Origin of the sequence: Rathayibacter sp. Leaf185, from assembly GCF_001423885.1 — a bacterium.
Taxonomy (GTDB): Bacteria; Actinomycetota; Actinomycetes; order Actinomycetales; family Microbacteriaceae; genus Rathayibacter.
The window spans coordinates 437,516-463,176 of sequence record NZ_LMPP01000001.1 but is presented as its reverse complement, the minus strand read 5'-3'; the positions used below and the strand labels follow the sequence as shown (position 1 = coordinate 463,176).

The window sequence follows — 25,661 nt, the reverse complement described above, 5'->3', positions numbered from 1 at the left end:
GAGGCCCCTATTTCGTGAACACCGACACGGTCACCGCCACCGTCACCCCGGTCACGTCCGCCTGCCCCGTCAGCGCCGCCTCGAGCGACGCCGCATCGACGTGGTGCGCACTCGGCCCCATCAGCACCTCCGCGCGCAGCTCGTCCCGCGTCATCGACACCGTGTAGTCGAGCTCGCGGCGATCGGCGAGCGTGAAGCCCGCCAGCTGCTCGTCGAGCCGCTCCGCCTTGCCCGCGTCGATCCCGAGCATCCTCAGTCCGGCGCGGATCTCGTGCAGGTGCCGCTCTCGCGGCGTGACGACGACCGCGACGCCGCCCGGCCGCAGCACGCGCAGCATCTCGGGGGCGTTGCGCGGTGCGAAGACGGTGAGGAGCGCGTCGGCACTCGCGTCGGCGAGGGGGAGCGGCTGCCACAGGTCCGCCGTCGCGATCGCGGCGCGCGGATGCGCCCGTGCCGCCCGCCGAGCGGCGGGCGCCGACAGATCGAGCCCGAGCCCGCACGCCCCGGGCCGCGCGTCGAGCACCGCCGCGAGGTACGCCCCCGTGCCGCAGCCCAGATCGACGACGAGCCGCGCGCGGTCGGGCACCGCCTCCGCGACCGCCGCCTGGATGGGCCCGTAGTGCCCGGAGCCGAGCAGGTCGGACCGCGCCTGCACCATCGCCGCCGTGTCGCCCGAGGTCGCGTGACGCCCCCGCAGGAGCGACGCGTAGCCCTGCCGAGCGATGTCGGCGCTGTGCCCGAGGGCGCAGCGGAGCATCGAGGGGCGTGGCAGCGCATCCGGTGCGAGGGCACCGCCGCAGACCGGGCAAGCGAGTGCCGGCAGCACCACCGATCCCGGCAGCGCCTCCGGATCGAACGCGCTCACGGCGCCCGCATCGCGGTGATCGCCGAGTTCAGCGTCGCGATCACCGGCACGGCGAAGAGCGCCCCGGCCAGGCCGCCCACCTCGAGGCCGGTCGCCACGCCGAGCACGACGGCGAGCGGATGCACCTTCACCGCGGTCCCGAGGATCAGCGGCTGCAGCACGTGCCCCTCGAGCAGGTGCACCAGGACGACCACGCCGATCATCACGAGCGCGGCGACCGGCCCGCTGAACACGAGCGCGACGAGGGCCGCGAGCGCGCCCGTCACGATCGCCCCGAGGATCGGCACGAACGACCCGAGGAACACCACGATCGCGATCGGCACGACCAGCGGCAGCTGCAGCGCCAGAGCGCCGATGCCGATCCCGATCGCGTTGATCGCCGCGACTCCGAGCTGGGCCCGCACGAACTGGCTCAGCGTGCGCCAGCCGGCTGCGCCGCCCCGTTCGAGCGCGGGGCGGGCGCGCCGGGGCAGCAGGCGGAGGATCCACTCCCAGATCCGCCGCCCGTCGAGCAGCAGGAAGATCAGGGAGAACAGGGTGAGCAGAGCGCCGGCGACGAGCTCGGCGACCTGCGAGCCGACCGCGAGCGCCCCGGAGGCGATGGTCGCCGCCTTCGTGTCGACCCACGACACCGCCTGCTGAGCCCAGTCGCCGAGCTGCACGTCCGAGAACGAGAGCGGCGGGCCCTGCAGCCACGCCTCCACGTCGTCCACCGAGTCGAGGAGCCGCTGCCCGAACCCGCTGAAGCCGGCGCGCGACTGCACGACGACGAGCCCGATCAGGCCGAGCAGCGCCAGCAGCATCGCGAGGAGCGACACGACGACCGAGAGCCAGCGCGGCCAGCGCAGTCGTTCGAGGCGATCGCGGAGCGGAGTGAGCAGTGCGGTCAGCAGCAGGGCGATCAGCACGGGGACGACGACCACGGGGATCAGCGAGACCAGCCGCACGACGAGGTAGAGGACCGCGGCGACGGCGAGGAACCGCCAGCTCCAGGCCGCGGCGATGCGGATCCCGGGCGTCACCTCCGGCTCGGGCGCCACGGGGACCGGTGCCACCGGGGCCGTGGCCCGGTCGCGCGCCGCGCGTCGTCTCATGACCCCTCCGATCCCCTCCGCAGTGTAGAGCGGAGGGGCGACACGGGCCTGGAGCTCCCGCGACCCCTCCCGACCGGGCGAGGCATTTCGACGGATCCGGTTGCCTATCGCCTCAATCGATGACCTAATAGAGGCACCATGCCGCTCAGCACAACGGTTTTCGAACGTCGCGCCCCCTCGCCCTCTCTCGTCACCGACTCGCTCGCCGGCTCGCGGCGCGGAGTCTTCTGGCTCGACGACGCCCCCGCGCCCCGCGCCCCGCTCTCGGGCCCTGCGACCGCCGATCTCGTGATCGTCGGCGGCGGCTACTCCGGTCTCTGGAGCGCCCTGCGCGCCAAGGAGCGCGACCCGAGCCGCCGCGTGATCCTGCTCGAGGCGCGCTCGATCGGATGGGCCGCCTCCGGCCGCAACGGCGGCTTCGTCGAGTCGAGCCTCACCCACGGCCGCGAGAACGGACTCGCCCGCTGGCCCGCTGAGTTCGAGGACCTCGAGCGCCTCGGCGTCGAGAACCTCGACGGCATCCAGGAGACGATCGCCCGCTACGGGATGGACTGCGACTTCGAGCGCACCGGGTCGCTCGCAGTCGCGGTCGAGGAGCACCAGGTCGAGTGGCTCGCCGAGGGCGACGGTGTCGCGGGCGGCCGGTTCCTCGACGAGACGGAGGTGCGCGGGGTCGTCGACTCGCCCACCTTCCTCGCGGGCCTCGCCGCCCCCGCCGAGCAGTGCGCTCTCGTGCACCCCGGCAAGCTGGCCCGCGAGCTCGCGCGGATCGCGGAGGAGCTGGGCGTCGAGATCCACGAGAACAGCCGGGTCCTCGGCCTCGAGAGCACCGGCGCCCGCGTCACGGTGCGCACCGACGGAGGCAGTGCCACGGCTGCGCAGGTGATCCTCGGCACCAGCGCCTTCCCGTCGCTCCTCGCGCGGACACGCCTGATGACGGTCCCCGTCTACGACTACGTGCTGATGACCGAGCCGCTCGACGCGGCGCAGCTCGCCGCGATCGGCTGGGAGGGCCGCGAGGGGCTGAGCGACGTCGCCAACCAGTTCCACTACTACCGGCGCACCGCCGACGACCGCATCCTGTGGGGCGGCTACGACGCCGTCTACCACCCCGGCGGGCGGATCCGCTCGGCGTACGAGGAGCGACCGGAGACCCACCGCGCGCTCGCCTCGCACTTCCTCACCACCTTCCCGCAGCTCGAGGGCGTGCGCTTCAGCCATCGCTGGGCGGGAGTGATCGACACCAGCACGCAGTTCGCCGCGTTCTACGGCACCGCCCTCGGCGGCCGGGTCGCCTACGCCGCGGGCTACACGGGACTCGGAGTCGGCACCACGGCCTTCGCCGCCGACGTGATGCTCGACCTGCTCGCCGGCGAGCGCACCGAGCGCACCGAGCTCGAGATGGTGCGGAACAGGCCCCTGCCCTTCCCGCCCGAGCCGTTCGCGTCGATCGGCATCCAGGCGACCCGCTGGTCGCTCGACCGCGCCGATCACGACGGAGGCCGGCGCAACCTCCTCCTGAAGTCGCTCGACGCCCTCGGGCTCGGCTTCGACTCCTGACCCGCTGAGAAGGATCCGCCGTGCCGCTCCTCGCCCACCACACCGCCGTCCGCATCGCCGACGTCGCCCTCGAACCGCTGGATGCGGGGGAGGCCGCGCCCGCGACCGCTCTGCAGCCCCTCGGAACCCTCGGCGGCCTCGAGATCGGCGTCTGGGAGATGGCGCCGGGCGAGGCGCGCGACACCGAGGCGGAGGAGGTGTTCGTCGTGGTCTCGGGACGCGGGCGCATCGAGATCGCCGATGTCGTCGTCGAGCTCGAGCCGGGAGTGATCGTGCGGCTCGCCGAGGGCGCCCGGACCCGCTGGATCGTCACCGAGACGCTCCGCAAGGTGTACCTCACCACCGCCTGAGCGCCCGCCCGCCGTCGTTTGCCGCCGCCCGGACGAGGGCTCGTCGAGCCTGGGATACCGTGCTCGAGGACAGGCAGAACGGGAGACCCATGCTCGAGGTGGTGACGGCGCTCGCCGGCTGGTTCGCCGGCGCGGTCCTCGTGGTCAGCGGGGCGCTCAAGCTCGGTCGGGGGGCGGCGTTCCGCGACAGCCTCACCGCCCTCGGCCTCCCGGCGCTGCTCGCCCGGGGTCCGCTGTTCGCCCGGGTCTTCCCGTTCGGCGAGATCCTCCTCGGCACGGCGGTCGTGCTGGCCCCCTTTCCGCTCCACCGCGCAGGGCTCGCGGCCGCGGCTCTCGTCTACGCCGTGTTCCTCGTCGTCGCGGTCCGCGCCTCGCGGGCGCCGGAGCCGGTCGACTGCGAGTGCTTCGGCGGTCTCGGCGAGACGCGGATGACGGGCCGGACCGTCGCGCGCAACGCGCTCCTCCTGGCCCTCGCCCTCGCGGGGCTCGCGGGTCCCGCCCCCGCCGCCCTGCTCGGCCCGGTCCTCGCGTCGACCGTCGCCTCCGGTCTCGCCGCCGCGCTCGTCGCGGTCGTGCTCGTGCTGGTCCGCGACCGCCGGGCCGCGCCCTCCACCCCTGCCGACCACACCGACGGCCTCGCGTTCAGCACCTTCCCCGGCCAGCGCATCCTGCTGGCCGAGTTCGCCGAGCCGCCGACCCACCTCGTCTTCTTCTCGCCGGACTGCAACTCGTGCCACGAGCTCGTCGCGCGGTTCCGCTGGTGGCCGAACGGGCTGCGCGAGGGGCAGGAGCTGGTCCCCGTCTTCCTCGGAACGCCCGAGGCGTTCGCCGTGCACGAGGTCTTCGCGCCCCTGATCGAGCACGCGCTCTACGACTCCGACCGCACGATCGCGGCCGCGCTCGGACGCGGGTCCACTCCGGGGCACGTCCTCCTCGATCCGCAGAACCCGCTCGGCGACGGCTGGACCTCGGGCTGGTACGACATCGAGCGCCTCGTCCTCCGTCCCGACTTCTTCGACGACGTCCACGCCGGGCGTCTCGGTCCCGCCTCGGTCGCGCACACCTCCTGAGACGTCCCCGAGTGCGCGACGATGGGAGCCGCCCCCCACCCCGGACTGACGGAGACCGCATGACCCTCGGCTCGCTGACCACCGTGCCCGCGTCGGAGCACCTCGACCTGCTCGCCGACCCCGTCCGCGCCGGAGCCGAGCGCGACGGCCTGCTCGGGGAGCTGGAGGTCGTCGAGATCGACGCCGCCGACTCCGACACGGCGGTCACGAAGCAGCGCTACGGACTCGACGACGGCGACCTGGCCAACTGCGTGGTCGTCGCCGGATCCCGTGCGGGCGAGGAGCGGATCGCGGCGTGCGTCGTGCTGGCCGACTCCCGCGCCGACGTGAACGGAGCCGTCCGGAGGCTGCTCGACGTCCGCAAGGCGTCGTTCCTCCCGATGGAGCGGGCGGTCGCCGAGTCGGGGATGGAGTTCGGCGGCATCACGCCGATCGGCCTGCCCAGTGGCTGGCGCCTCCTGATCGACGCGCGCGTGCTCGAGCGGCCCGCCGTCGTGATCGGCAGCGGCGTCCGCCGGTCCAAGATCGTGCTCCCGGGGGCGGTGCTCGCCCGGCTCGCCGGCGCCGAGGTGATCGCCGGGCTCGGCCTCGTCTCGTGACCCAGTTCCTCGTCGTGATCGTGACGGCGCTCGTCGTGATCGCGGCCGCGACGCTGGTCGGCCCCCGCCTCGGCATCGCCTCGCCGCTCGTGCTCGTGGCGATCGGAGTCGGTGCCGGCCTCCTTCCCGGCGTCGAGGCGGTCGAGATCGAGCCCGAGTGGATCCTGCAGGGGGTGCTGCCGCCGCTGCTGTACTCGAGCGCGGTGGCGATGCCCGCGATGAACTTCCGACGCGAGTTCGGCGCGATCAGCGGGCTGTCGGTGCTGCTCGTGGTCGGCACCTCGCTCGCGCTGGGCGTGTTCTTCCTCCTCGCCGTCCCCGATCTCGGCTTCGCCTGGGGAGTCGCGCTCGGCGCGATCGTCAGCCCGACCGACGCCGTCGCCACCTCGATCGTCAAGGGCACGACCGTCTCGCGGAGGGTCGTGGCGATGCTCGACGGCGAGAGCCTGCTCAACGACGCGACCGCCCTGGTGCTGCTGCGCACCGCGATCGTCGCCGCCGCGGCCGGATTCTCGTTCTGGGGAGCCGTCGGCTCGTTCGCCTACTCGGTGGCCGTCGCGGTCGCGATCGGCGCCCTCGTCGGCTGGCTGAACCTGGTCGTGCGGCAGCGCATCGGCGATCCGACGGTCAACACGATCCTGTCGTTCACCGTGCCGTTCCTCGCCTCGGTGCCGGCCGAGCTGCTGGGCGCCTCCGGTCTGGTGGCGGCTGTCGTCGCCGGAATCGTCACCGGCATCCGCGCCCCGCGCGAGCTCTCGCCGCAGAACCGCCTCTCGGACTCGCAGAACTGGCGCACGGTCGAGCTGGTGCTCGAGGGCGCCGTGTTCCTGACCATGGGGCTGCAGATCCGGGCGATCGTCACGAGCGTCGAGGAGGATCATGCGGGCGTCTGGCCGGCGGTCCTCGTCGCGGTCGGCGCGCTGCTGCTCACGATCCTCGTCCGCGCGATCTACGTGGCGCCGCTGCTCGGCGTCCTGTCGAGCAGATCCCGGCTCCGGGAGCGGATGCGGCCGCGCGTGGAGGATCTGCACGAGAAGCTGGCCACACCGGAGGGCCGGCAGGAGACGCTCGACTCGCAGCGCGGCCGGAAGCGCTCCGAGCGCGACCTCGACCGCTTCTCCGTGCGGCTCAGGCGGATCCTCGCCGACATGGAGTACTTCGTCCACGCACCGCTGGGCTGGCGGGAGGGCACTGCGGTGGTCTGGGCCGGGATGCGCGGAGCCGTCACTGTCGCGGCCGCGCAGACACTGCCCGAGGACACTCCGCAGCGCTCCGTCCTCGTCCTGATCGCCTTCGCGGTGGCGACCCTCTCGCTCGTGCTGCAGGGCGGCACCATCGGGCCGCTGCTCCGCACGATCGCCCCGAAGGTCGACCAGGAGGCGGTCGACAGGGCCCGGGCGGACGAGCGCACGCGCATCTTCGCCCTCCTGAGGACCAGCGCCGACGCGATCGACGCCCCGCCTCCCGCGCCGGAGGAGAGGAGCACCGAGTCGTTCGAGAGCGCCAAGCGGCACCGCCTCTCGGTCATCGACGCGCAGCGCTCGGCCCTGCTCGATGCGCGCGACGACGGCACCTTCGACGCCGACGTGCTCGAGTCGGTGCTCGCCGCCCTCGACTCCTCGCAGATCGACATCGAGCTGCGCGGCCGCACGGCCCGCTGACCGCATCCACGCGGTCAGGGAGCGGGCAACCCCGTAGCTGCCCGAAACATGGGCGTCGTACGGTAACCCCATGCGCGCAGAACTCACACTCGGCGCGGAGGAAGAGCTCCACCTGATCGACCTCGAGACGAAGCAGCTCTCCGCGCACGCCCCCCAGGTGCTCGCGCGGTTGCCGAGAGAGAACTTCTCGGCAGAGCTGCAGCGCACGACGGTCGAGACGAACACCCCGGTCGTCGACTCGCTCGACGGCCTGCGGGAGCAGCTCATCACCCTCCGCAAGGCGGTCATCGATGCGGCGGCTCCCGACGGCATCGGCATCGCCGCCGTCGGCACCGCCCCGCGCTCGGAGCACAAGGACTTCGAGCTCACCAGCACGGGCCGGTACGGGCGGATGCAGGAGCAGTACCGGATGCTCGTGGACGAGCAGCTGATCTGCGGCACCCAGATCCACGTCGGCGTCTCGGATCGCGAGCTCGCCGTCCAGATCTCGCAGCGGATCGCGCGCGACCTGCCGGTGCTGCTCTCGGCGAGCGCGAGCAGCCCGTACTGGAACGGCCAGGACACGGGCTACGCGAGCATCCGCACGATCATCTGGCAGCGCTGGCCGAGCGCGGGTGCGACCGGGCCGCTGGCCTCCGCGGCGGAGTACGACCGCCTCCTCGACGACCTCATCGCGACCGGTGTCATCGCCGACTCCAAGATGGCCTACTTCGACGTGCGGCCCTCCTCGCACGCCCCCACCCTCGAGCTGCGGGTCTGCGACGCGATGCCGATCGTCGACGACGCGGTGCTCGTCGCCGGTCTCTTCCGCGGACTGGTCCGATCGGCCGAGCTCGACATCGAGGCGGGCCGCCCGTTCCGGCACACGCCGCCGCCGATCCAGCGCGCCGCCACCTGGCAGGCTGCGCGCGGCGGGCTCGCCGGGCAGCTCCTCGACCACACCGAGCACCCCCGGCCCGTCCCCGCGGCGGAGGCGCTGCGCAGCATGATCGCGCGCCTCCAGCCCGCCCTCGACGAGCTCGGCGACCTCGAGCAGGTCCGCGATCTGGCCGAGGCGCTCATCGCGCGGGGCAACTCCGCCGATCGCCAGCGGGCGGTCTACGCCGAGCGCGGCACCCTCGACGCCGTCGTCGACTCCGTGATCGCCGAGACCCACGGGCCGGCGAGCGGACCTATCCTGCCCGCGCCGAGCCTCCGCACCTACCGGGTGCGCGCGGGAGACGAGGCCGTCGCGACCGGAGGCCGTCCGCGCAGCGCCTACCAGCCGATCCTCGAGCACTTCCGCGGGCTCGGTCCCGAGCGTCTCGGCGAGCTGCACGAGTCGCGCGACCGCCTGGTCGAGGCGGCCGGCATCACCTTCCGCCTGGAGGACGAGGACCGGCCCTTCCCGGTCGATCTCGTGCCGCGGATCCTGCAGGCGCACGAGTGGACCGAGCTGGCCGCCGGCCTCGAGCAGCGGGCGCGTGCGCTCGAGTGCTTCCTCCAGGACGCGTACGGCGACAAGCGGGCCGAGCGCGACGGCGTCGTCAGGACGCTCCGCGGTTCGGCGGGCTGGCGGGACGAGGGGACCCGGCTCCCACCGGGCACCGTCCGCGGAGCCGTGATGGGCTTCGATCTCGTCCGGAACGAATTCGGCGGATGGCGCGTGCTCGAGGACAACCTCCGGAACCCCAGCGGGCTCGCCTATGCGATGGGCATCCGCTCCCTCGTCGACGACCTCCTGCCCGAGCTGCCCCGGCCGGAGGGTCTGCTCGACCCGTCGAGTGCGTTCGCCGAGCTGCGGCGCACGCTGCTGCACGGCGTCGATCCGGCCGTTTCCGAGCCGGTTGCGGCTCTGCTCTCGAGCGGCGCATCGAGCTCGGCCTGGTTCGAGCACAAGCGCCTCGCCGAGGGCGCGGGTCTCCCCCTGCTCGAGGCCGGGGATCTCGTCGTCGAGGGAGGTCGCGTGCGTGCAGACGGCGTCGTCGTCGACGCCCTCTACCTCCGACTCGACGTCGAGCTGGCCGACCTGGTCGCCGACGACAACGCGATCGGTCAGCGGGTGCTCGAGGTCGCCGCGGCCGGCCACGTGTTCCTCGCCAACGCTCCCGGCAACGGCGTCGCCGACGACAAGGCGCTCTACTGCGCCGTGCCCGAGCTGATCGGCTACTACCTCGACGAGCGCCCGCTGCTCGAGTCGGTGCCGACCTACCGCCCCGAGGACGAGGCCGAGCGCCGCATCGTGCTCGAGCGCGTCGGCGAGCTGGTGACCAAGCCCGTCGACGGCTACGGCGGTCGAGGAGTCATGATCGGCCCCTCCGCCGCCGCCGTGCGCGTCGCCGAGAGGCGCGCCGAGATCGCGGCCGAACCGGAGGCGTGGGTCGCACAGGAGGTCGTCCGCCTGTCGTCCCTGCCCTCCTTCTCGGGCACCGAGCTGCAGCCCCGGCACGTCGACCTCCGCGCCTTCGTCTTCGTGACGGGGACGGGGCCGTCCGACGTCCGCCTCGCCGATCTCGCGCTGACCCGCGTGGCGGCCGAGGGCAGCATGATCGTCAACTCCTCCCGCGGCGGCGGCGCCAAGGACACCTGGATCGTGGGGCGCTGACGCATGTGCGGGCTGGGCGGCGAGATCAGGTTCGACGGGCGGCGCGCCGATGCGGGCGCCGTCGAGCGGATGACCGGGTGCATGGCGCACCGCGGTCCCGACGGGGACGGGCTGTGGGCCCGCGGCCCGGTCGCGCTCGGACACCGGCGGCTCTCGATCATCGACCTCTCGGCCGCCGGCTCCCAGCCGATGATCGATCCGGCGCTGGGCCTCTCGATCGTGTTCAACGGCTGCATCTACAACTACGAGAAGCTGCGCGCCGAGCTCGAGGGCAAGGGGCACCGCTTCTTCTCGCACTCCGACACCGAGGTGATCGGCAAGGCGTACGCCGAGTGGGGCGTCGACTGCGTCGACCGGTTCCTCGGGATGTTCGCGTTCGTCATCGTCGAGCACGTCTCGGGCCGCGTCGTGATGGCGCGCGACCGCCTCGGCATCAAGCCGCTCTACCTCGACGAGACGCCCGAGCGCCTCCGTTTCGCCTCGACCGTGCAGGCGCTGCTCGCGGGCGGAGTCGCCGACACCTCGATCGACCGCACAGCGCTGATGTTCTACCTGAGCTTCCACTCGGTCGTGCCGGCACCGCGCACCATCCTCACCGGCGTCACGAAGCTGCCGCCCGCGACGGTGCGCGTGATCGAGCCGGACGGCACGAGCCGTGACCACGTCTACTGGGAGCCGGTGTTCGCGCGCGATCCCTCCCGCGCCGACTGGTCCGAGAGGGACTGGCAGGAGGCGCTCATCGCGTCGTTCCGGACGGCTGTCGAGCGCCGCATGGTCGCCGATGTGCCCGTCGGGGTGCTGCTCTCGGGCGGCATCGACTCGAGCCTCGTCGTCGCGCTGCTCGCCGAGGCCGGTCAGACGGGCCTGCAGACCTTCTCGATCGGCTTCGACTCGGCGGGCGGGGAGTCGGGGAACGAGTTCGAGTACTCGGGTCTCGTGGCCGAGCGGTTCGGCACCGACCACCACCGCATCGCGATCGACTCCGCGCGCCTGCTGCCCGGGATCGACTGCGCGATCGCCGCGATGAGCGAGCCGATGGTGTCCCACGACGCGGTCGCCTTCTACCTGCTGAGTGAGGACGTCTCTCAGCACGTGAAGGTGGTGCAGTCGGGGCAGGGCGCCGACGAGGTGCTCGGCGGCTACGACTGGTACCCGCCGCTCGCCGGGGTCCCCCGTGAGGGGGCGGCGGAGGCGTACGCGTCGGTCTTCTTCGACCGGCGCTTCCCCGAGCTGCAGGCGCTCCTGACGCCGGAGTGGCGCGGCGAGGATGCGGCGACGGCGTTCATCGCCGAGCGCTTCGGCCGCCCCGGCGCCGACACCTCGGTCGATGCGGCGCTGCGGAACGACACGACCGTGATGCTCGTCGACGACCCGGTGAAGCGCGTCGACAACATGACGATGGCGTGGGGGCTCGAGGCCCGTGTGCCGTTCCTCGACCACGAGTTCGTCGAGCTCGTCGGCCGGATCCCGCCCGAGCTCAAGCTCGCCGACGGCGGCAAGGGCGTGCTCAAGCGCGCCGTGCGCGGCATCGTCCCGGATGAGGTGATCGACCGCACGAAGGGCTACTTCCCGGTACCCGCGATCCGCCAGCTCGAGGGGCCGTACCTCGAGCGCGTCCGCGCGGCGCTCACGGATCCGTCGGCCCGCGACCGCGCGATCTTCGACCCGGCCACCGTCGACTCCCTCCTCGCCGACCCGAACGCCACCCGCACCCGCCTCGGCTCGAACGAGCTCTGGCAGCTCGCCCTGCTCGAGATGTGGCTCCAGGAGCACGGCGTCGGCTGAGCCGTCGCCCGGTGCCGAACCGTCGCGTCCCGTTCGCCCGCCGCGCAACACGCGTGCGGGCCGGTGCAGAAGGATGGTCGCATGACCCTCCTCGCACCCGACCGGCTGGCCGCCGCCGAGCGGCTCGGCCTCGAGCTCGCCCACGCCTGGGGCAGCTGGGGCCCCACCATGACTCCGGATGCCGCCCGCACCGCCTTCATCAGCGATCGTGGTGGCTCGCCCGAGGTGTGGGTGCAGGATGTCGCCTCCGAGGGCGAGCCGCCCGCCGCGCACTGCATCCGCTTCACCGAGGATCCGGTCCTCTCCGTCTCGTGGTCCGCCGACTCCGCCTGGCTCGCCTGCCTGGTCGCGACCGACGGCGGCGTCCGCACCCAGGTCTGGGTCGTGCGCCCCGACGGCTCGGACGCGCGGCGCATCGCGGGCTCCCGCGACGCCCACGCCGAGCTCGGCCCGTGGACGCGCAGCGGGCACCACGTCGTGGTGACCGTGCCCTCGGCAGAGCCCGAGCAGCCGACCCGCTCGTTCCTCGTCGATCCGGTGTCGGGCGAGCGTCGTCCGCTCGTCGACGGCGACCTGATCTCGGTGCTCGACCTCTCGGTCGAGGAGCGCCTCGTGGTCGTGCGCGACGGCCAGCGCGGTCACCAGTACTGCGTCGTCGTCGACCGCCTCACCAACGAGAACCACGCCCTGCTGCCCGACTCGGGCACCGGATCCACCGATGTCGCGCTGCTGCGCCCCTCCGCGCTCAACGACAACGAGAGCCCGATCGTCGCGTACCTCGCGACCGACGTCGACCTCCCTCGGCGCCAGCTGGTCGCCATGCCGCTGGGCCCCGACGGCTGGCGCGGACGCATCCGCCGGCTCGCTGCGCGCGACGACGCCGAGCTCGAGGGCCTCGACGCCGATGACGCCGGCCGCCTGCTCCTGCTCGTCTGGAACGTCGCAGGCTCGAGCGAGATCGAGCTCTTCGACACCACCACCGGCGAGCGGGTCCCCGTGAAGGGTCTGCCGGGGCTCGTGGCGACGACTCCCGTGCTCTCCCGCGACGGCGGGAGCGTGGTCCTCGGCGTCGAGGGTCCGGAGCGCCCCCGTGAGCTGTGGCGGATGGACACCGCGACCCACGAGTGGTCGCGCCTCACCCACGTCCCGGCCCTGCCCACCGGGCCGCTGGTCGTCCCCACCCTCGAGCGCTTCGCCGGCCGCGACGGGCTCGCCCTCTCGGGCTGGCTCTACCGCGCTCCCGGGGTGCCCGAGGGCGGCCCGGCGATGCTGAGCCTGCACGGGGGCCCGGAGTCGCAGGAGCGTCCGACGTTCGCGGCGCAGCACCAGGCCGTCGCGGCCTCGGGAATCACCGTCTTCGCGCCGAACGCCCGCGGCTCCTCGGGCTTCGGCCGCGACTTCGTGCACGCCGACGACGTCGAGAAGCGCACCGGAGCGTTCGACGACGTGCTCGCGGCCGCCGACTTCCTGGTCGATGCCGGCATCGCCGACCGGGCCCGGATCGCGGTGACCGGCCGCTCCTACGGCGGCTACCTGACCCTCGCCTCGCTCGCCTTCTCGCCCGGGGTGTTCGCCGCCGGGGTCGACATCTGCGGCATGTCCGACCTGCTGACCTTCTACCGCGACACCGAGCCGTGGATCGCCTCGGCCGCCGTCACCAAGTACGGGCACCCCGAGCACGACGCCGAGCTGCTCGAGCGCCTCTCGCCGCTCGGGAGCGCCTCGGCCATCGACGTGCCGCTCCTCGTCGTCCACGGCGAGCTCGACACGAACGTGCCGATCGGCGAAGCGGAGCAGATCGTCGCGGCGCTGGAGGGTCTCGGCCGGCCGGTCGAGTACCTGCGGCTCGAGGGAGAGGGTCACGAGTACCGACGGTCGGAGTCGAAGGAGCTGCTGCTGCTCAGGCTGCTGCGCTTCCTCGGGCAGGCCTTGTCGGCGGGCGACGACTCCGCCGGAGTGGACCCGAGAGCGGTCTGATCCGGAGGGATCGGGGTCAGCGCGCCTCGAACTCCTGCGCGAACGAGCCGTGGATCGGATGGTCCGGGTCGTCTCCGACAGCGCGTGCGGGGTCGTCGATCTCGACGGCCCGGAGGTCGATCGGCGCGGCGTCGCCTGCAGGAGCGTCGGACGCCGGTGCTCCGTAGAGCTCCGCGCCGAACTCCTCGGCACCGGATCCCTCGGCACCGAAGTCGCCCGTGCCGCTGAGGATGTCCTCGGCGATGCGGCTCGAGAGCCCGCTGCGCTCGCCCGGCCCGGGGTCGCCCGCCGGGTCCGCGGGAGCGGCGAGCGCCTCGCCCAGCCCGGTCGCCCCGTCCTGCCGCTTCGCCGACATGTCCACTCCTGACTGCATGTCCGCAGGCACCCCGCCGGGGGAAGCGGGCGTGGCGCGGATCGCCTGCCCCGAGCGTAGGGGACCGCCCGCCGTCCCGTCAGTCGAGGAGAACCCACTCGTGCGGGCCGACGGTGACACCGCCGACCGTCGCCTGCTCGTCGCCGAGGTTCAGCGCGAGCCTCGCCGTCTCGCCGTCCGGTCCGTCCGCGACCAGAAGGGCGGCGGTGTTCGAGAGGTCGACCGTTCGCGTCCGCGACTCGGCGAGCCACGGGTGCCGCCGCCGGAACGCGATGACCTCCTGGTAGGTGCGGTAGGAGTCGCCGCGCGGCCACTCGCCCGGGTCGGACGGGAACTCGGGACGGATCGCGTCGTCGCCTCCCGCACGCTCCTCCTTCACACCCTCGAGCCCGCGCTCGTCGCCGGAGTACACGCTCGGCACTCCGCCGACGAAGCCGAGGATCGCCGTCGCGTGCCCGTGGTGCCGGCTGTCGGTGATCGCGCTCGCGAGACGCGTGACATCGTGGTTGCCGATGAAGGTGAGTGGCAGGAACTCGTCGAGGAATCCGCCGTGGCGCTGCAGTGTCCAGTCGAGCTCGAAGAGGTTGCCCTGCTCGATCGAGGACCGCACCGACTTCCACAGCTCGTACTGGGTCACGGAGTCGAGTCCCGACTCGCGGACGTACGCCGAGTAGTCGCCGTGGATGACCTCGCCGACGAACCACGCGCCGGGGAAGCGCTCGCGCAGCGGATCGATCGCCGCGCGCCAGGCGCCCGGATCGACCGCGTACGCCGCGTCGAGCCGCCACCCGTCGATCCCGCGCTCGAGCCAGTGGGCCATCACCGACGAGATGTAGGCGGCGACCTCGGGGTTCGCGGTGTCGAGCTCGACGAGCGCCTCGTGCCCCTCGAACACGTCCACGAGCAGGCCGTCCACCTCCCGCGCCGACGACCCTCGCGAGAACCGCGCCGCAGCGGCCGATCCGGATCCCGCGGCGACCGCCTCGCGCCACCACGGGTGGTCGCGGCCGACGTGGTTGAAGACTCCGTCGAACAGCACGCGGATCCCGCGCTGCCGGCACGCGGCGATCAGCTCGTCGAGGTCGTGCTCGTCGCCCAGGCGCGGATCGACCGTGAAGTGGTCGATCGTGTCGTAGCCGTGCGTCATCGACGAGAAGACCGGGCCGAGGAGCAGCCCGTTGCAGCCGAGCGCCAGCAGGTCGTCGAGCCAGGGGAGGAGCGAGGGGAGGCGGTGCCGCGGTTCGCCGGTCGGCCCCGGGCCCTCGGACGCCGTGGCCTCCGCGCCGGTGAAGCCGAGCGGATACACCTGCCACCAGATGGCGGTCGAGATCCAGTCGTTCGTCGTCTGCGTCATGGTGGCCGTCCCTCCGGCGGGCTCGGGCGCACGCCGCCGAGAGTGTAGCGACGCCGACTGACCCCTCGCCGCGCAGCACCCCAGCGCGGGTCGTCACAGCACGCATCGTCACGCCGCCTCCGGCCGCAGCGCCGCCAGCCACGTGAGCACCTCGGCCGCGCCTCCGATCGCGGCGGGCACCGTGACCGAGGCGATCGCGAGCCCGAGCAGCGCGCAGAGGAGCCCGACCGCGCCCCGACGGCGCTCGCCGCGGTGCAGCAGGGCCACGATTCCGAGGATCGCGCCCGCGACGCCGAAGCCCACGGACGGGAGGGCCCAGAGCGGGTGCACCGCCGAGACCAGGGCGAGCAGCCCGAGGGTGAGTGCCGCGAGTCCCGGCTCCTGCGGCATCCGGCCCGTGGCCGGTGACGCGGTGCTGCGCGGGGGTGGGAGGAGGGGGTCCGGGGCGAGGGAGAGGATCGACATGGCCCGATCCTCGCGAGGCGTCGCGTCCCGCGGGCCGGTCTGCGCGCGTTCGGTGGATGGGCCCGCGAACGGCCCCCTTGTGGAGGAGGACCTGGTCCGATCGGGCGCGCATCGCCGTGTTTCCGGGCTTCGTGGGGCGTGATTCGCGAGGATTCGGGGATCGGGCTGGTAGGTTACGGACGGTCCGACCGGTCGAGGGAGTCTGTCCCCGGCCGAGGACGATCCACCACAACCAGCTGTTCTCAACAGCGCGAACGTCCTGGGAGGACACTCCAATGGCTGACAAGTCGCTCAACCGCACCGAGCTCGTCGCGAAGATCGCCGCGGACTCCGGCCAGAGCCAGGCCGCCGTCAACGGCGTCCTCGACTCGCTCTTCACCACCCTCGCCGACTCCGTCTCCAACGACGTGAAGGTCACCATCCCCGGCTGGATCGCCGTCGAGCGCACGTCCCGCGCCGCGCGCACCGGCCGCAACCCGCAGACCGGTGAGACCATCCAGATCGCCGCCGGCCACTCGGTCAAGGTCTCGGCGGGCACCAAGCTCAAGGCCGCCGCGAAGTAGTCGCGCCCCCGGCCGCGCATCGCGACCGACGAACGACGGCCCCGGCACTCGCCGGGGCCGTCGTCGTTCCGCCGTCGCGGCTCCCGGTCAGGCGCGAGAACGTAGGCTTGCCGGGTGAATCGAACCGTCCGGATGCTCGGCCCGGCGCTGCTCCTCGTCGGCGCCGCCCTCGTCGCGCTCCTCGCGGCACTGGCGTTCGGACGCGGTGCCGACGCGCAGGCGATCAGCGATCCGGGCCCCGTCGTGCGCTACGGGCTGCCGCTCGCGAAGCTCGCCGTCAACCTCGGCGCCGCCGGGATGATCGGCGCTCTCGTCCTGAGCCTCTTCGCGCTCAGCCCGCGGGTCGTCACCGGCACGAAGGCGCGCGCACTGGTGGGAGCGGGTGCTCCGGTCCGCGAGCCCGAGCCCGCCACGGCCACCGAGCAGCGGACCGAGTTCACCGTCGCCCTCGACGTCGCCGCCGCGAGCGCCGCCTTCTTCGCCGCCGCGGCCGCCGTCACCGGCTTCTTCACCTTCCTCAACGTCACGCAGACCCCGCTGAGCCTCGACCGCGACTTCGGCACCAAGCTCAGCTACTTCATCGGCAGCATCCCCGTCGGCCAGGCCTGGCTCATCACCACTCTCCTCGCCGCCGTCGTCACCGTGCTCTGCTTCGCCGTGCGCAACCGCACCGCGCTCGTCTTCGTCACCGCCGTCGCGCTGCTCACGCTGCTGCCGATGGCGCAGCAGGGCCACGCGGCCGGGGCGAGCGGGCACGACGCCGCCGTCACCGCGCTCGGCCTGCACCTCGTCTTCGCGGCGGTCTGGCTCGGCGGTCTCGTCACGATCATCGTGCTGCGACCGCTGCTCGCCGGCGCGCGCCTCCTGCCCGTGATCGAGCGCTACTCGAGTCTCGCGCTGGTCAGCTTCGTCGTGGTCGCCGCGTCCGGCTACATCAGCGCCGAGCTCCGCCTCGCCACGCTCGACAACCTGTTGACCGGCTACGGCGTCCTCGTGCTCGTGAAGGTCGCGGTCCTCATCGCGCTGGGCCTGTTCGGTGTGCTGCAGCGGCGCGTCCTGATCGCGCGGATGCGCACCGCGGGAGGAGCCGGGGGCCGCAGCTTCTGGTGGCTGGTCGCCGCCGAGCTCGCCTTCATGGGCATCGCCTCCGGAGTCGCCGCGGCCCTCGCCCGCACCGCGACCCCCGTCGACCAGATCGCCGCGACGCAGCTCACGGATCCGACTCCCGCCGAGCTGCTGACCGGCGAGAAGCTGCCGCCGCCCGCGAGCGCCCTGAACTTCGTCACCCTCTGGAACGTCGACCTCGTCTGGCTGCTCGTCTGCGCCTTCGGCATCGCCTTCTACGTCGCCGGTGTCGTCCGCCTGCACCGCCGCGGCGACCGCTGGCCGCTGCACCGCACGGTCCTGTGGATCGCCGGCATGCTCCTGCTCGCGTACATCACCAACGGCGGGGTCAACGCCTACGAGAAGTACCTCTTCAGCGCGCACATGCTCTCGCACATGGTCCTGACGATGGCCGTACCGCTCCTGCTCGTGCCCGCCGCCCCCGTGACGCTCATCGCCCGGGCCGTCCATCGCCGCACCGACGGCTCCCGCGGCCCGCGCGAGTGGGTCCTGCTCGCCGTGCACTCGCGCTTCGCGACCGTGATCTCGCACCCCATCGTCGCCGCGCTGCTGTTCGTCGGCTCGCTCTGGGGCTTCTACTACTCGCCGCTGTTCCGCTGGGCGACGACCGATCACATCGGTCACGAGTGGATGATCGTGCACTTCCTGATCACCGGCTACCTCTTCGTGAGCGTGCTCATCGGAGTGGACCCGAGCGTCCACCGCGTGCCCTACCCGATGCGCCTGCTCCTGCTGCTGGGCACGATGGCGTTCCACGCCTTCTTCGGCCTCGCCCTGATGACGGGCACGGGCCTCCTCCTCGCCGACTGGTACGGAGCCATGGGCTGGGGCACGAACGCGCTGGCCGACCAGCAGGCGGCCGGGGGGATCGCGTGGAGCATCGGAGAGATCCCCACCCTCGCCCTCGCGATCGTCGTCGCCATGATGTGGAGCCGCTCCGACGAGCGCGAGACCAAGCGCCGCGATCGTCAGGCCGACCGCACCGGCGAGGCCGAGCTCTCGGCCTACAACGACCGCCTGGCGTCGCTCCAGAAGCGCGGCTGACGCCGCACCGCTCGCGGAGCGGGGGTTATCCCCCATTCCTCCCCGAGAGCACCCCCGGGTCTTCTCCGGAACCTCTCAGTCGTTCCTAAGCTGGCCGCGCCGTACGACGGGCCCCGCGAGTGACGCGAGCGGCCGCGACGGCGTGATGAAGGGGGAGCGCATGATCGAGGCGCGCAGTCTGACCAAGACGTTCGGGAGGAAGACCGCGGTCGACGGGATCGACTTCACGGTCGAGCCGGGGAGGGTCACCGGGTTCCTCGGACCCAACGGTGCCGGCAAGTCGACCACGATGCGGATGATCGTCGGGCTGGACCGGCCGACGGCCGGCTCGGTTCGCGTGAACGGCCGTCCCTACGCCGAGCACGCGGCGCCGCTGCGCGAGGTGGGTGCGCTGCTCGACGCGAAGGCCGCGCACCGGGGCCGCTCGCTCCGCGACCACCTGCGCGTCATCGCCGCGACCCACCGCATCCCGCGCTCGCGGGTGGAGGAGGTCATCGAGCTCGTGGGTCTCGAGAGCGTCGCCCGCAAGCGCGTCGGCGGCTTCTCGCTCGGCATGGGTCAGCGGGTCGGCATCGCCACGGCCCTGCTCGGCGACCCGCAGACGCTCCTGCTCGACGAGCCGGTCAACGGACTCGATCCGGAGGGGGTGCGCTGGGTCCGCGACTTCGTGCGCTCGCAGGCGGCCGAGGGTCGCTGCGTGCTGCTCTCGTCCCATCTGATGAGCGAGATGGCGCAGACCGCCGACCACATCATCGTCCTCGGGCGGGGCAGGATCCTCGCCGATGCGCCCCTGGCCGACTTCCTCGCCGAGGCGCGTCCTCGCGTGCACGTCGCGTCGCCGCAGGCGGATCCGCTCGCCGAGCTGCTGACCGCGAACGGCGCGCGCGTGTCGTCGGTCGATGGCGGTCTCGAGGTCGACGGCCTCGACGCGCCGGCCATCGGGCGTCTGGCGCACGGGAGCGACATCGTCCTGCACGCGCTGACACCGCTGACCCGCTCGCTCGAGGACGCGTACACCGCGATGACCGCCGACGCGCTCGAGTACTCCACCCCCGCCGCACAGCCCCTGGAAGGAGCCGCACGATGACCACCCTCACCCCCGCCGCTCAGGCACCTGCCCGCCGCGCCGATCTCGAGCGAGTCCGGCTCCGGACGGGCGGCATCGTCGCCTCCGAGGCGCTCAAGCTGATCACCGTCCGCTCGACCTGGTGGTCGATCGGCGTCTCCGTCGTCCTCGCCCTCGCTCTCGCCCTGACCCTCGGCGCGAGCTTCACGGCCGACACCGCGATGATGCTCGGCGGCCCGGCGCTCGTGGCCAGTGGGGCGACCGTCCACCTCCAGTTCGTCGGCCTGGTCATCGCCGTCCTCGGCGCGCTCACGATCGGGGGCGAGTACTCGACGGGGATGATCCGCTCGACCTACACCGCCGTGCCGCGCCGCCTGCCCTCGCTCCTCGCCCGCGGGGCCGTGGTCGCGGTCGCTGCCTTCCTGGTCGGCGTCGTCACCTGCGTCGGCTCGTTCCTGATCATCGCGCCGATGCTCGCCGCGAAGGGCGCCGAGGCGTCGCTGATCGCCGACGGCGTCCTCCAGAGCCTGCTCGGTGGCGCGTTCTACCTCGCTGTGATCGGCGCGTTCGCGGTCGGAGTCGCGGCGCTCCTGCGCAGCACGGCCGCGGCGATCGGCATCTCGGTCGGCGTCCTGTTCGTCCTGCCGATCGTCGCGTCGATCGCGGGCGCGCTGCTCCAGGCGGAGTGGATCGACGAGGCGAGCCGCTTCCTGCTCTCGAACCTCGGCCTGACGCTCACCAGCCTGCCCGGCGAGGGGCTGATCAGCGGTCCCGAGGCCGTCCTGGCCTCGCTCGCCTGGGTCGCCGTCGTCTGGATCCCGGCGCTGATCGTGACCCGCCTGCGCGACGTGTGAGCCGCACGCCTCCTCCACAGGCCCCCGACGGTGGCGGAGCCTGGGGAGGAGGCGGTGCTCGCGGGTCGGCTGGGTACAGTGGACCGGTGACGAACCCGACCCTCTCCGACGAGCAGCAGCGGGTGTTCGACCTCATCGAGAACACCCGCGAGCACCTCTTCGTCACCGGTCGCGCGGGCACCGGCAAGTCGACTCTGCTCAACCACCTGAGCTGGAACACCGAGAAGCAGATCGTGATCTGCGCACCCACCGGAGTCGCCGCGCTCAACGTCGGCGGGCAGACCATCCACTCGCTCTTCCGCCTGCCGATCGGCGTCATCGCCGACTCCGATCTCGATCAGACCCCCGAGCTGCGCAAGCTCCTGAACACCATCGACACCCTCGTGATCGACGAGATCTCGATGGTCAACGCCGATCTGCTCGACGGCATCGATCGCAGCCTCCGGCAGGCGCGGCAGCGCCGTTCCGAGCCGTTCGGAGGCGTCCAGGTCGTCCTCTTCGGCGATCCGTTCCAGCTCGCCCCCGTCCCCGGCGACCCGGAGGAGCGCGCCTACTTCGCCGACCGCTACCGCTCGCTCTGGTTCTTCGACGCGCTGGTCTGGCAGGAGGCGCCGCTGCGGATCATCGAGCTCGGCAGGATCCACCGCCAGAGCGACGAGCGCTTCAAGTGGATGCTGAACGCGGTGCGCTTCGGGATGGTGACGAAGGAGATCGCCGACGTGCTCAACGCCTCCGGCGCGCGCACCCCGCCCGACAACGACGCGATCACCCTCGCGACCCGCAACGACACCGTGAACCGCATCAACCAGACTGCGCTCGCCCGACTGAAGGGTCCGCTCAAGACGGCCACCGCCGAGATCAGCGGAGACTTCGGCGGCCGCACCTACCCGGCCGACCAGAACCTCGAGCTCAAGATCGGCGCGCACGTCATGTTCCTCCGCAACGACGCGGAGCAGCGCTGGGTCAACGGCACCATCGGCCGGGTCACCAAGGTGGCCGGCACCGTCTGGGTCGAGGTCGACGGCGAGGTGCACGAGGTCGAGCCCGCGACCTGGGAGCGCTACCGCTACTCGTACTCGGCGGCCACCAAGAAGCTGACCCGCGAGATCGTCGCCGAGTTCGCGCAGTTCCCGCTGCGGCTGGCCTGGGCCGTCACGATCCACAAATCGCAGGGCAAGACCTACGATGCCGCCGTCGTCGATCTCGGTCAGCGCGCCTTCGCGCCGGGCCAGACCTACGTCGCGCTCAGCCGCATCACGAGCCTCGAGGGCCTCTACCTCACCCGCCCGCTGCGGCCGAGCGACATCATCGTCGACAAGGACGTGCTGCGCTTCATGTCCGAGCGCCGGGCCGAGCCCGCAGCGGTCGCCGACACTGCGCCGACCGACCGGAGCTGAGCCTCAGGCCGCGATCCGCGAGCGGTTGAGGTCGCGGAACAGCTCGGTCGTGAGCCGGTACGCCTCCGCCACCTCGGCGATCACGCGGTCGCGCTCGGCGTCGTCCCAGCCCGCCGCGTCGAGCTGCTCGCGGTAGACCGCACGGAACGCGGACGGCGCGGCGATCTCTCCGTAGAGGAAGAAGCCGACGCCGTTCGTCTCGAAGCCGAAGCGGCGCTGCAGCAGGGTGCGCACGATCGCGCACCCCGACAGGTCGCCGAGGTAGCGCGTGTAGTGGTGGGCGACGAAGCCGCCGCTCCAGCCGTTCGCCACGGTGCTGATCCGGTGCACGTAGGCCGCGGTCGAGGGAAGGGGAGCGATCCGCTCCCGCCAGTCCTCGCCGACGAGGAAGCGCAGGTCCTCGGCGATCGCCGGCAGGCGGGTCAGCTGGGGCGTCAGGAAGACGGCGGCGACCGGATCGTCGGCCATCGTGTCGGCGACGGCCTCGAGGGCCTCGTAGACGAAGTAGTGCTGCGAGATCATCGCGACGTAGTCGTCGCGGCTCCCGGAGCCGGTCATCAGCGCCGTCATGAAGGCGGCGCCCTCGTCGTCGGCTCCCGACTGGCCGATCCGCTCGCGGAGGGCCTGCGAGAACGGGATCACGTTCGACACGGTCGCCTCCGTCCAACTACTTAGGTTGGCCTTACCTTAGCCGAGGCGACCGGTGCGTACCAGAGCGATCTCGGCACCCGGCGTCCTCAGTGCGCGTGGCCGCCGTCGACGACGCTCATCATGCCGCCCATGTCGCCGGTGCCTCCCGAGGTGGCCGCGAGAGCCGGAGTCGCCAGGGCCGAGACCGCGAGGGCCCCGGCGAGCAGACCGATCACTGCTCGCGAGACGGGTACCGTCCGCTCCGAGGTGCGCCGCGGTCGCAGCGACCAGGCGACGATGCCTGCTGCCGCGAGCTGCAGCAGCCCGGCGGCGATGCTCGGCAGCGGGTCCCGCAGGAGTCCCGCCGCGATGGCGATCACCAGGCCGGCCACCGAGGCGGCTGCGACCGCGAGAGCGGTCCGGGGCAGAGCGAAGCGGCCGAGCCCCAGGGCGGCGAGGGCCCAGGCGAGCTCGGCCGCCCCGAGGATCGCGAGCGGGACGACCGAAGGGCCGGTGCCGCCCGCGGCCGACGAGACGTGCACGAGTCCGGCACCGAGGGCGGCGAAGGCGGCGTTGCAGCGGGCGACGCTGGTCATGTCACGGCTCCTGCCGGCTCGGGGCGATCGGGAAGAGAGGAGGCCCCGGATCGACACACCGCATCGTGTCGTCCGGGGCCGTTCAGTCCGTCCGCCGCGGAAAACGGCGGGCCCACGGCGGACGGAGTCTGTGGGGGCGGCGAACCGCCCGGTGTCATGCGGTCGCGGCGCGGGATCCCGTCCGCTTCTCGAGGCCGAGTCCGGCGCCGAGGAGCACGAGCGCGCTGGCGAGGTGCAGGAAGTGGTCCGCGGTGTTCAGCGCGAGCACGTTGAGCGAGGTGTTGACGAGGAAGAACCCGACCACTCCGAGGAGCAGGTAGACCCCTCCGACCGTCGTGTTCACGGTCTTCGCGGCCGACGCTGTCGACAGCCCGGCGATCAGCAGCGCACCGCCGATGAGCAGGTGCGCCACATTGTGGAACGGGTTGACCTCGAAGATCCCGAGGAGCAGACCGCCGTCGGTGGCGAGGAACTGCACGCCGCCGGTGACGACGAAGCCGAGCAGCCCGACGACGACGTAGACCGCGCCGAAGACGGAGGCGATCAGACGGTTGGGTGATCCGGTCATGGTCTCTGTCCTCCTCGAACCGGCGCCCTCGCGCCGCACATCCTCTCTTCGGAGCCCGTGCCCCTCCGGTTTGGCGATCGCGCGATCCGCGTCACGGTCCGGACACGAATGTCCCGCGCCGTGCCTCGTCCGCGCAGCCGCTCGAGCCGCGCCCGTACAGTGGAGGGATTCCAGAAGGCATCCGGGGGGATTCGAGGGGCATGGCTGTGCGAGTAGAGGCTGTGCGACCGAAGGCCCGGCGAGCGACGGCCACGCGGCTCCGCGCGCTCCTCGTCCCCGCTCTGGTCCTGGCGCTCACCGGCTGCACCGGCGGCACCGCCTCCTCGGTTCCCGACGCCCCGGCGGGCCCCGTTCCCGATGAGCTGGCCGTCGCCCTCTCGGGTTTCCTCGGCGAGGCGCAGGGCGCGGCAGGCGCGACCGGGGCTGTCGCGGGCGTCTGGTCGCCGTGGGCGGGCGGCTGGGAGACCGCGATCGGAACCGTCGGCGACGCCGACCCGACTCCTCTGACCACCGATGTCCACCTGCGGCTCGGCACGGGCGGTACCGAGGCGATGACCTGCGACGTCGTCGTCGCGCTCGCCGAGGAGGGCCGCGTCGACCTCGACGCCGACGTGGGGGAGTCGCTGACCTCGCTCCCCGGCATCGACGGCCTGACTCTCCGTCAGCTCTGCTCGCACACCTCGGGTCTCGCGGATTTCCGGGCGGCGCTGTGGCCGACCGTGATCCAGAACCCGATCCGCGAGTGGCCGACCATGGAGCTCGTCTCGGCGGCCCAGGTCCGCTCGGCGATCGCCGCCCCCGGCGCGGCGTGGTCCGACTCCCCGACCGGTCCGCTGCTCGCGGGCCTCGTCGTCTCGGAGGCCACCGGGCGGAGCGTCGCCGACCTCTACGCCGAGTACGTCGTGCCGCGCTACGGACTCAGGAGCACGAGCCTTCCCTCGGCGGGAGTCCTGGACCTGCCCGCGCCCGCTCCGCGCGGCTACTCCGCGGGCCTCGCCGCCGACGGCGGTCTGAGGTGCGACGTCCGCCGCGACGTCGGAGCCGCATCGCCGTCGGCACTGGGCGCCGCGGGAGGCGCGGTCACCGATCTCGAGGATCTGCGCCGCCTCGCCTTCGGTCTCGCCTCCGATCCCGCCGCCGAGGCCGTCTGGGCCGACGCCGTCCCCCAGGGCCCGGGGCGCCCCACCTGGCTGCTCGCCGGTCTCGGCGGTCACCAGGCCGGTCCGCTGCGCGGGTTCTCCGGAGTCGCGCCGGGCTTCGTCACCGCCGCCTACTCCGATCCGGAGTCGGGTCTCACCGTCGCAGTGTCGTTCAACAGCTCGACGCCGGGCGCGGATTTCGCGGCGGAGGTGGCGCGCGGTCTCGCGGCGATCGCCGTCTCGCAGGCGGCCGCCGCCGGAGCCGAGGGCGTGCCCGCGCTGCCCTGGACGATCGACAGCGAGCGCAACGCCGTCCTCACCGCCCACCCGCGCTGCTGAGACGTGGCAGGCACGAGGTGGTGCGTGGCCGTCCCGTGCCGTCTCCTCCCGCGGCTCCGCTCTACCCTGGAGCCATGCCGATCGTTCCCGACACCAAGGACTGGACGTGGGCGGCCGAGCGCCCCTGCCTCGAGTGCGGCTTCGACGCCTCGCTCGTCGACCCCGTCGATGTCCCCCATCTCCTCCGCGAGAACGCGGCCGCCTGGCCGTACGTCCTCGAGCGCGACGACGCCGCCGGGCGCCCTGACGACGAGACGTGGTCACCGCTCGAGTACGCGGCGCACGTCCGTGATGTGCATCGCATCTACCGCCGCCGCCTCGGGCTGATGCTCGCCGACGACGACCCGCTCTTCCCCAACTGGGACCAGGACGTGACCGCCGTCGAGGACCGCTACTCCGAGCAGGACCCCGCGCTCGTCGGGCGGGAGCTGATCCACGAGGCCGAGCTGATCGCAGCCGCCTTCGAGGGAGTGTCGGGCGATCAGTGGTCCCGTCCCGGGCGCCGCAGCGACGGCGCCGTGTTCACCGTCGCGACGATGGCGCGCTACTACCTGCACGACGTCGTGCACCACCTGCACGACGTCGACGGCTGAGCGCCGGTCG

The 25,661-nt window shown here is 72.7% G+C and carries 23 protein-coding genes; 15 read left to right on the top strand and 8 right to left on the bottom strand.

Annotated features, from left to right (window positions below):
* Positions 1 to 7: 7 nt before the first annotated feature.
* Positions 8 to 865 carry a methyltransferase domain-containing protein gene (locus tag ASG06_RS02330; protein WP_197409347.1) on the bottom strand — a complete coding sequence of 286 codons (858 nt, stop codon included), beginning with the start codon at positions 863 to 865 and terminating at the stop codon, positions 8 to 10.
* Positions 862 to 1,959 (bottom strand): AI-2E family transporter, encoded by a 1,098-nt coding sequence (locus ASG06_RS02325; RefSeq protein ID WP_082498878.1) that lies wholly within the window; start codon positions 1,957 to 1,959, stop codon positions 862 to 864. The genes ASG06_RS02330 and ASG06_RS02325 overlap by 4 nt, the downstream gene beginning before the upstream one ends.
* 138 nt (positions 1,960 to 2,097) lie before the next feature.
* Here ASG06_RS02325 and ASG06_RS02320 point away from each other — a divergent pair, with 138 nt between their 5' ends.
* The 8 genes from ASG06_RS02320 to ASG06_RS02285 all read left to right on the top strand — a co-directional run bounded on the left by ASG06_RS02320 (position 2,098) and on the right by ASG06_RS02285 (position 13,545).
* The gene (locus ASG06_RS02320) at positions 2,098 to 3,519 is read left to right on the top strand and encodes an NAD(P)/FAD-dependent oxidoreductase (RefSeq protein WP_056037934.1); all 1,422 of its coding nucleotides are present in this window, start codon (positions 2,098 to 2,100) and stop codon (positions 3,517 to 3,519) included.
* Positions 3,520 to 3,539: 20 nt separating this feature from the next.
* The gene (locus ASG06_RS20410) at positions 3,540 to 3,869 is read left to right on the top strand and encodes a cupin domain-containing protein (RefSeq protein WP_082498877.1); all 330 of its coding nucleotides are present in this window, start codon (positions 3,540 to 3,542) and stop codon (positions 3,867 to 3,869) included.
* An 89-nt stretch (positions 3,870 to 3,958) separates the two neighbouring features.
* A complete protein-coding gene (locus ASG06_RS02310) occupies positions 3,959 to 4,939 on the top strand; it encodes a MauE/DoxX family redox-associated membrane protein (protein WP_056037931.1) in 981 nt (326 codons plus the stop codon).
* Between the two features lie 59 nt (positions 4,940 to 4,998).
* Positions 4,999 to 5,538, top strand: coding sequence for a YbaK/EbsC family protein (locus ASG06_RS02305; protein WP_056037928.1), 540 nt, complete (start codon positions 4,999 to 5,001; stop codon positions 5,536 to 5,538).
* Positions 5,535 to 7,199 carry a cation:proton antiporter gene (locus ASG06_RS02300; protein WP_056037925.1) on the top strand — a complete coding sequence of 555 codons (1,665 nt, stop codon included), beginning with the start codon at positions 5,535 to 5,537 and terminating at the stop codon, positions 7,197 to 7,199. Before ASG06_RS02305 ends, ASG06_RS02300 begins: the two co-directional genes overlap by 4 nt.
* A gap of 70 nt (positions 7,200 to 7,269) precedes the next feature.
* Positions 7,270 to 9,783, top strand: a complete 2,514-nt coding sequence (locus tag ASG06_RS02295) for a glutamate--cysteine ligase (protein ID WP_056037922.1) — start codon at positions 7,270 to 7,272, stop codon at positions 9,781 to 9,783.
* A 3-nt stretch (positions 9,784 to 9,786) separates the two neighbouring features.
* On the top strand, positions 9,787 to 11,568 hold the full coding sequence (locus tag ASG06_RS02290; protein WP_056037919.1) for an N-acetylglutaminylglutamine amidotransferase: 1,782 nt from the start codon (positions 9,787 to 9,789) through the stop codon (positions 11,566 to 11,568).
* An 81-nt stretch (positions 11,569 to 11,649) separates the two neighbouring features.
* Positions 11,650 to 13,545, top strand: coding sequence for a S9 family peptidase (locus ASG06_RS02285; protein WP_056037916.1), 1,896 nt, complete (start codon positions 11,650 to 11,652; stop codon positions 13,543 to 13,545).
* A gap of 16 nt (positions 13,546 to 13,561) precedes the next feature.
* On the opposite strand, the gene ASG06_RS02280 is transcribed toward ASG06_RS02285, so the two are convergent.
* The 3 genes from ASG06_RS02280 to ASG06_RS02270 all read right to left on the bottom strand — a co-directional run bounded on the left by ASG06_RS02280 (position 13,562) and on the right by ASG06_RS02270 (position 15,737).
* Complete coding sequence (locus tag ASG06_RS02280) at positions 13,562 to 13,918, bottom strand: hypothetical protein (RefSeq protein WP_156465826.1); 357 nt, start codon at positions 13,916 to 13,918, stop codon at positions 13,562 to 13,564.
* 79 nt (positions 13,919 to 13,997) lie between these two features.
* The gene (locus tag ASG06_RS02275; RefSeq protein ID WP_056037909.1) at positions 13,998 to 15,272 is read right to left on the bottom strand and encodes an alpha-amylase family glycosyl hydrolase; all 1,275 of its coding nucleotides are present in this window, start codon (positions 15,270 to 15,272) and stop codon (positions 13,998 to 14,000) included.
* A gap of 108 nt (positions 15,273 to 15,380) precedes the next feature.
* On the bottom strand, positions 15,381 to 15,737 hold the full coding sequence (locus ASG06_RS02270; RefSeq protein ID WP_056037906.1) for a hypothetical protein: 357 nt from the start codon (positions 15,735 to 15,737) through the stop codon (positions 15,381 to 15,383).
* A gap of 275 nt (positions 15,738 to 16,012) precedes the next feature.
* Between ASG06_RS02270 and ASG06_RS02265 the strand changes: the two genes are divergently transcribed.
* From ASG06_RS02265 to ASG06_RS02245, 5 genes are all read left to right on the top strand, one after another.
* On the top strand, positions 16,013 to 16,300 hold the full coding sequence (locus ASG06_RS02265) for an HU family DNA-binding protein (RefSeq protein ID WP_056037903.1): 288 nt from the start codon (positions 16,013 to 16,015) through the stop codon (positions 16,298 to 16,300).
* 132 nt (positions 16,301 to 16,432) lie between these two features.
* Positions 16,433 to 18,469 carry a cytochrome c oxidase assembly protein gene (locus tag ASG06_RS02260; protein WP_056037900.1) on the top strand — a complete coding sequence of 679 codons (2,037 nt, stop codon included), beginning with the start codon at positions 16,433 to 16,435 and terminating at the stop codon, positions 18,467 to 18,469.
* 160 nt (positions 18,470 to 18,629) lie between these two features.
* Positions 18,630 to 19,556: an ABC transporter ATP-binding protein gene (locus ASG06_RS02255; RefSeq protein WP_056037897.1), complete on the top strand. Its 927-nt coding sequence runs from the start codon at positions 18,630 to 18,632 to the stop codon at positions 19,554 to 19,556.
* The gene (locus tag ASG06_RS02250; protein WP_056037892.1) at positions 19,553 to 20,389 is read left to right on the top strand and encodes an ABC transporter permease; all 837 of its coding nucleotides are present in this window, start codon (positions 19,553 to 19,555) and stop codon (positions 20,387 to 20,389) included. Before ASG06_RS02255 ends, ASG06_RS02250 begins: the two co-directional genes overlap by 4 nt.
* Positions 20,390 to 20,475: 86 nt before the next feature.
* On the top strand, positions 20,476 to 21,786 hold the full coding sequence (locus ASG06_RS02245; protein ID WP_056037889.1) for an ATP-dependent DNA helicase: 1,311 nt from the start codon (positions 20,476 to 20,478) through the stop codon (positions 21,784 to 21,786).
* A gap of 3 nt (positions 21,787 to 21,789) precedes the next feature.
* Here ASG06_RS02245 and ASG06_RS02240 read toward each other — a convergent pair whose 3' ends face one another.
* The 3 genes from ASG06_RS02240 to ASG06_RS02230 all read right to left on the bottom strand — a co-directional run bounded on the left by ASG06_RS02240 (position 21,790) and on the right by ASG06_RS02230 (position 23,580).
* Entirely contained in the window at positions 21,790 to 22,437 is a 648-nt protein-coding gene (locus ASG06_RS02240; protein WP_056037886.1) for a biliverdin-producing heme oxygenase, read from the bottom strand.
* 86 nt (positions 22,438 to 22,523) lie between these two features.
* On the bottom strand, positions 22,524 to 23,012 hold the full coding sequence (locus ASG06_RS02235) for a hypothetical protein (RefSeq protein ID WP_056037883.1): 489 nt from the start codon (positions 23,010 to 23,012) through the stop codon (positions 22,524 to 22,526).
* Between the two features lie 154 nt (positions 23,013 to 23,166).
* On the bottom strand, positions 23,167 to 23,580 hold the full coding sequence (locus tag ASG06_RS02230; RefSeq protein WP_056037881.1) for a DUF4383 domain-containing protein: 414 nt from the start codon (positions 23,578 to 23,580) through the stop codon (positions 23,167 to 23,169).
* 221 nt (positions 23,581 to 23,801) lie between these two features.
* Between ASG06_RS02230 and ASG06_RS02225 the strand changes: the two genes are divergently transcribed.
* Both ASG06_RS02225 and ASG06_RS02220 read left to right on the top strand, forming a co-directional pair.
* Positions 23,802 to 25,058 (top strand): serine hydrolase domain-containing protein, encoded by a 1,257-nt coding sequence (locus ASG06_RS02225; RefSeq protein ID WP_056037877.1) that lies wholly within the window; start codon positions 23,802 to 23,804, stop codon positions 25,056 to 25,058.
* A gap of 74 nt (positions 25,059 to 25,132) precedes the next feature.
* Complete coding sequence (locus ASG06_RS02220) at positions 25,133 to 25,651, top strand: DinB family protein (protein WP_056037874.1); 519 nt, start codon at positions 25,133 to 25,135, stop codon at positions 25,649 to 25,651.
* The last annotated feature ends 10 nt before the right edge of the window (positions 25,652 to 25,661 follow it).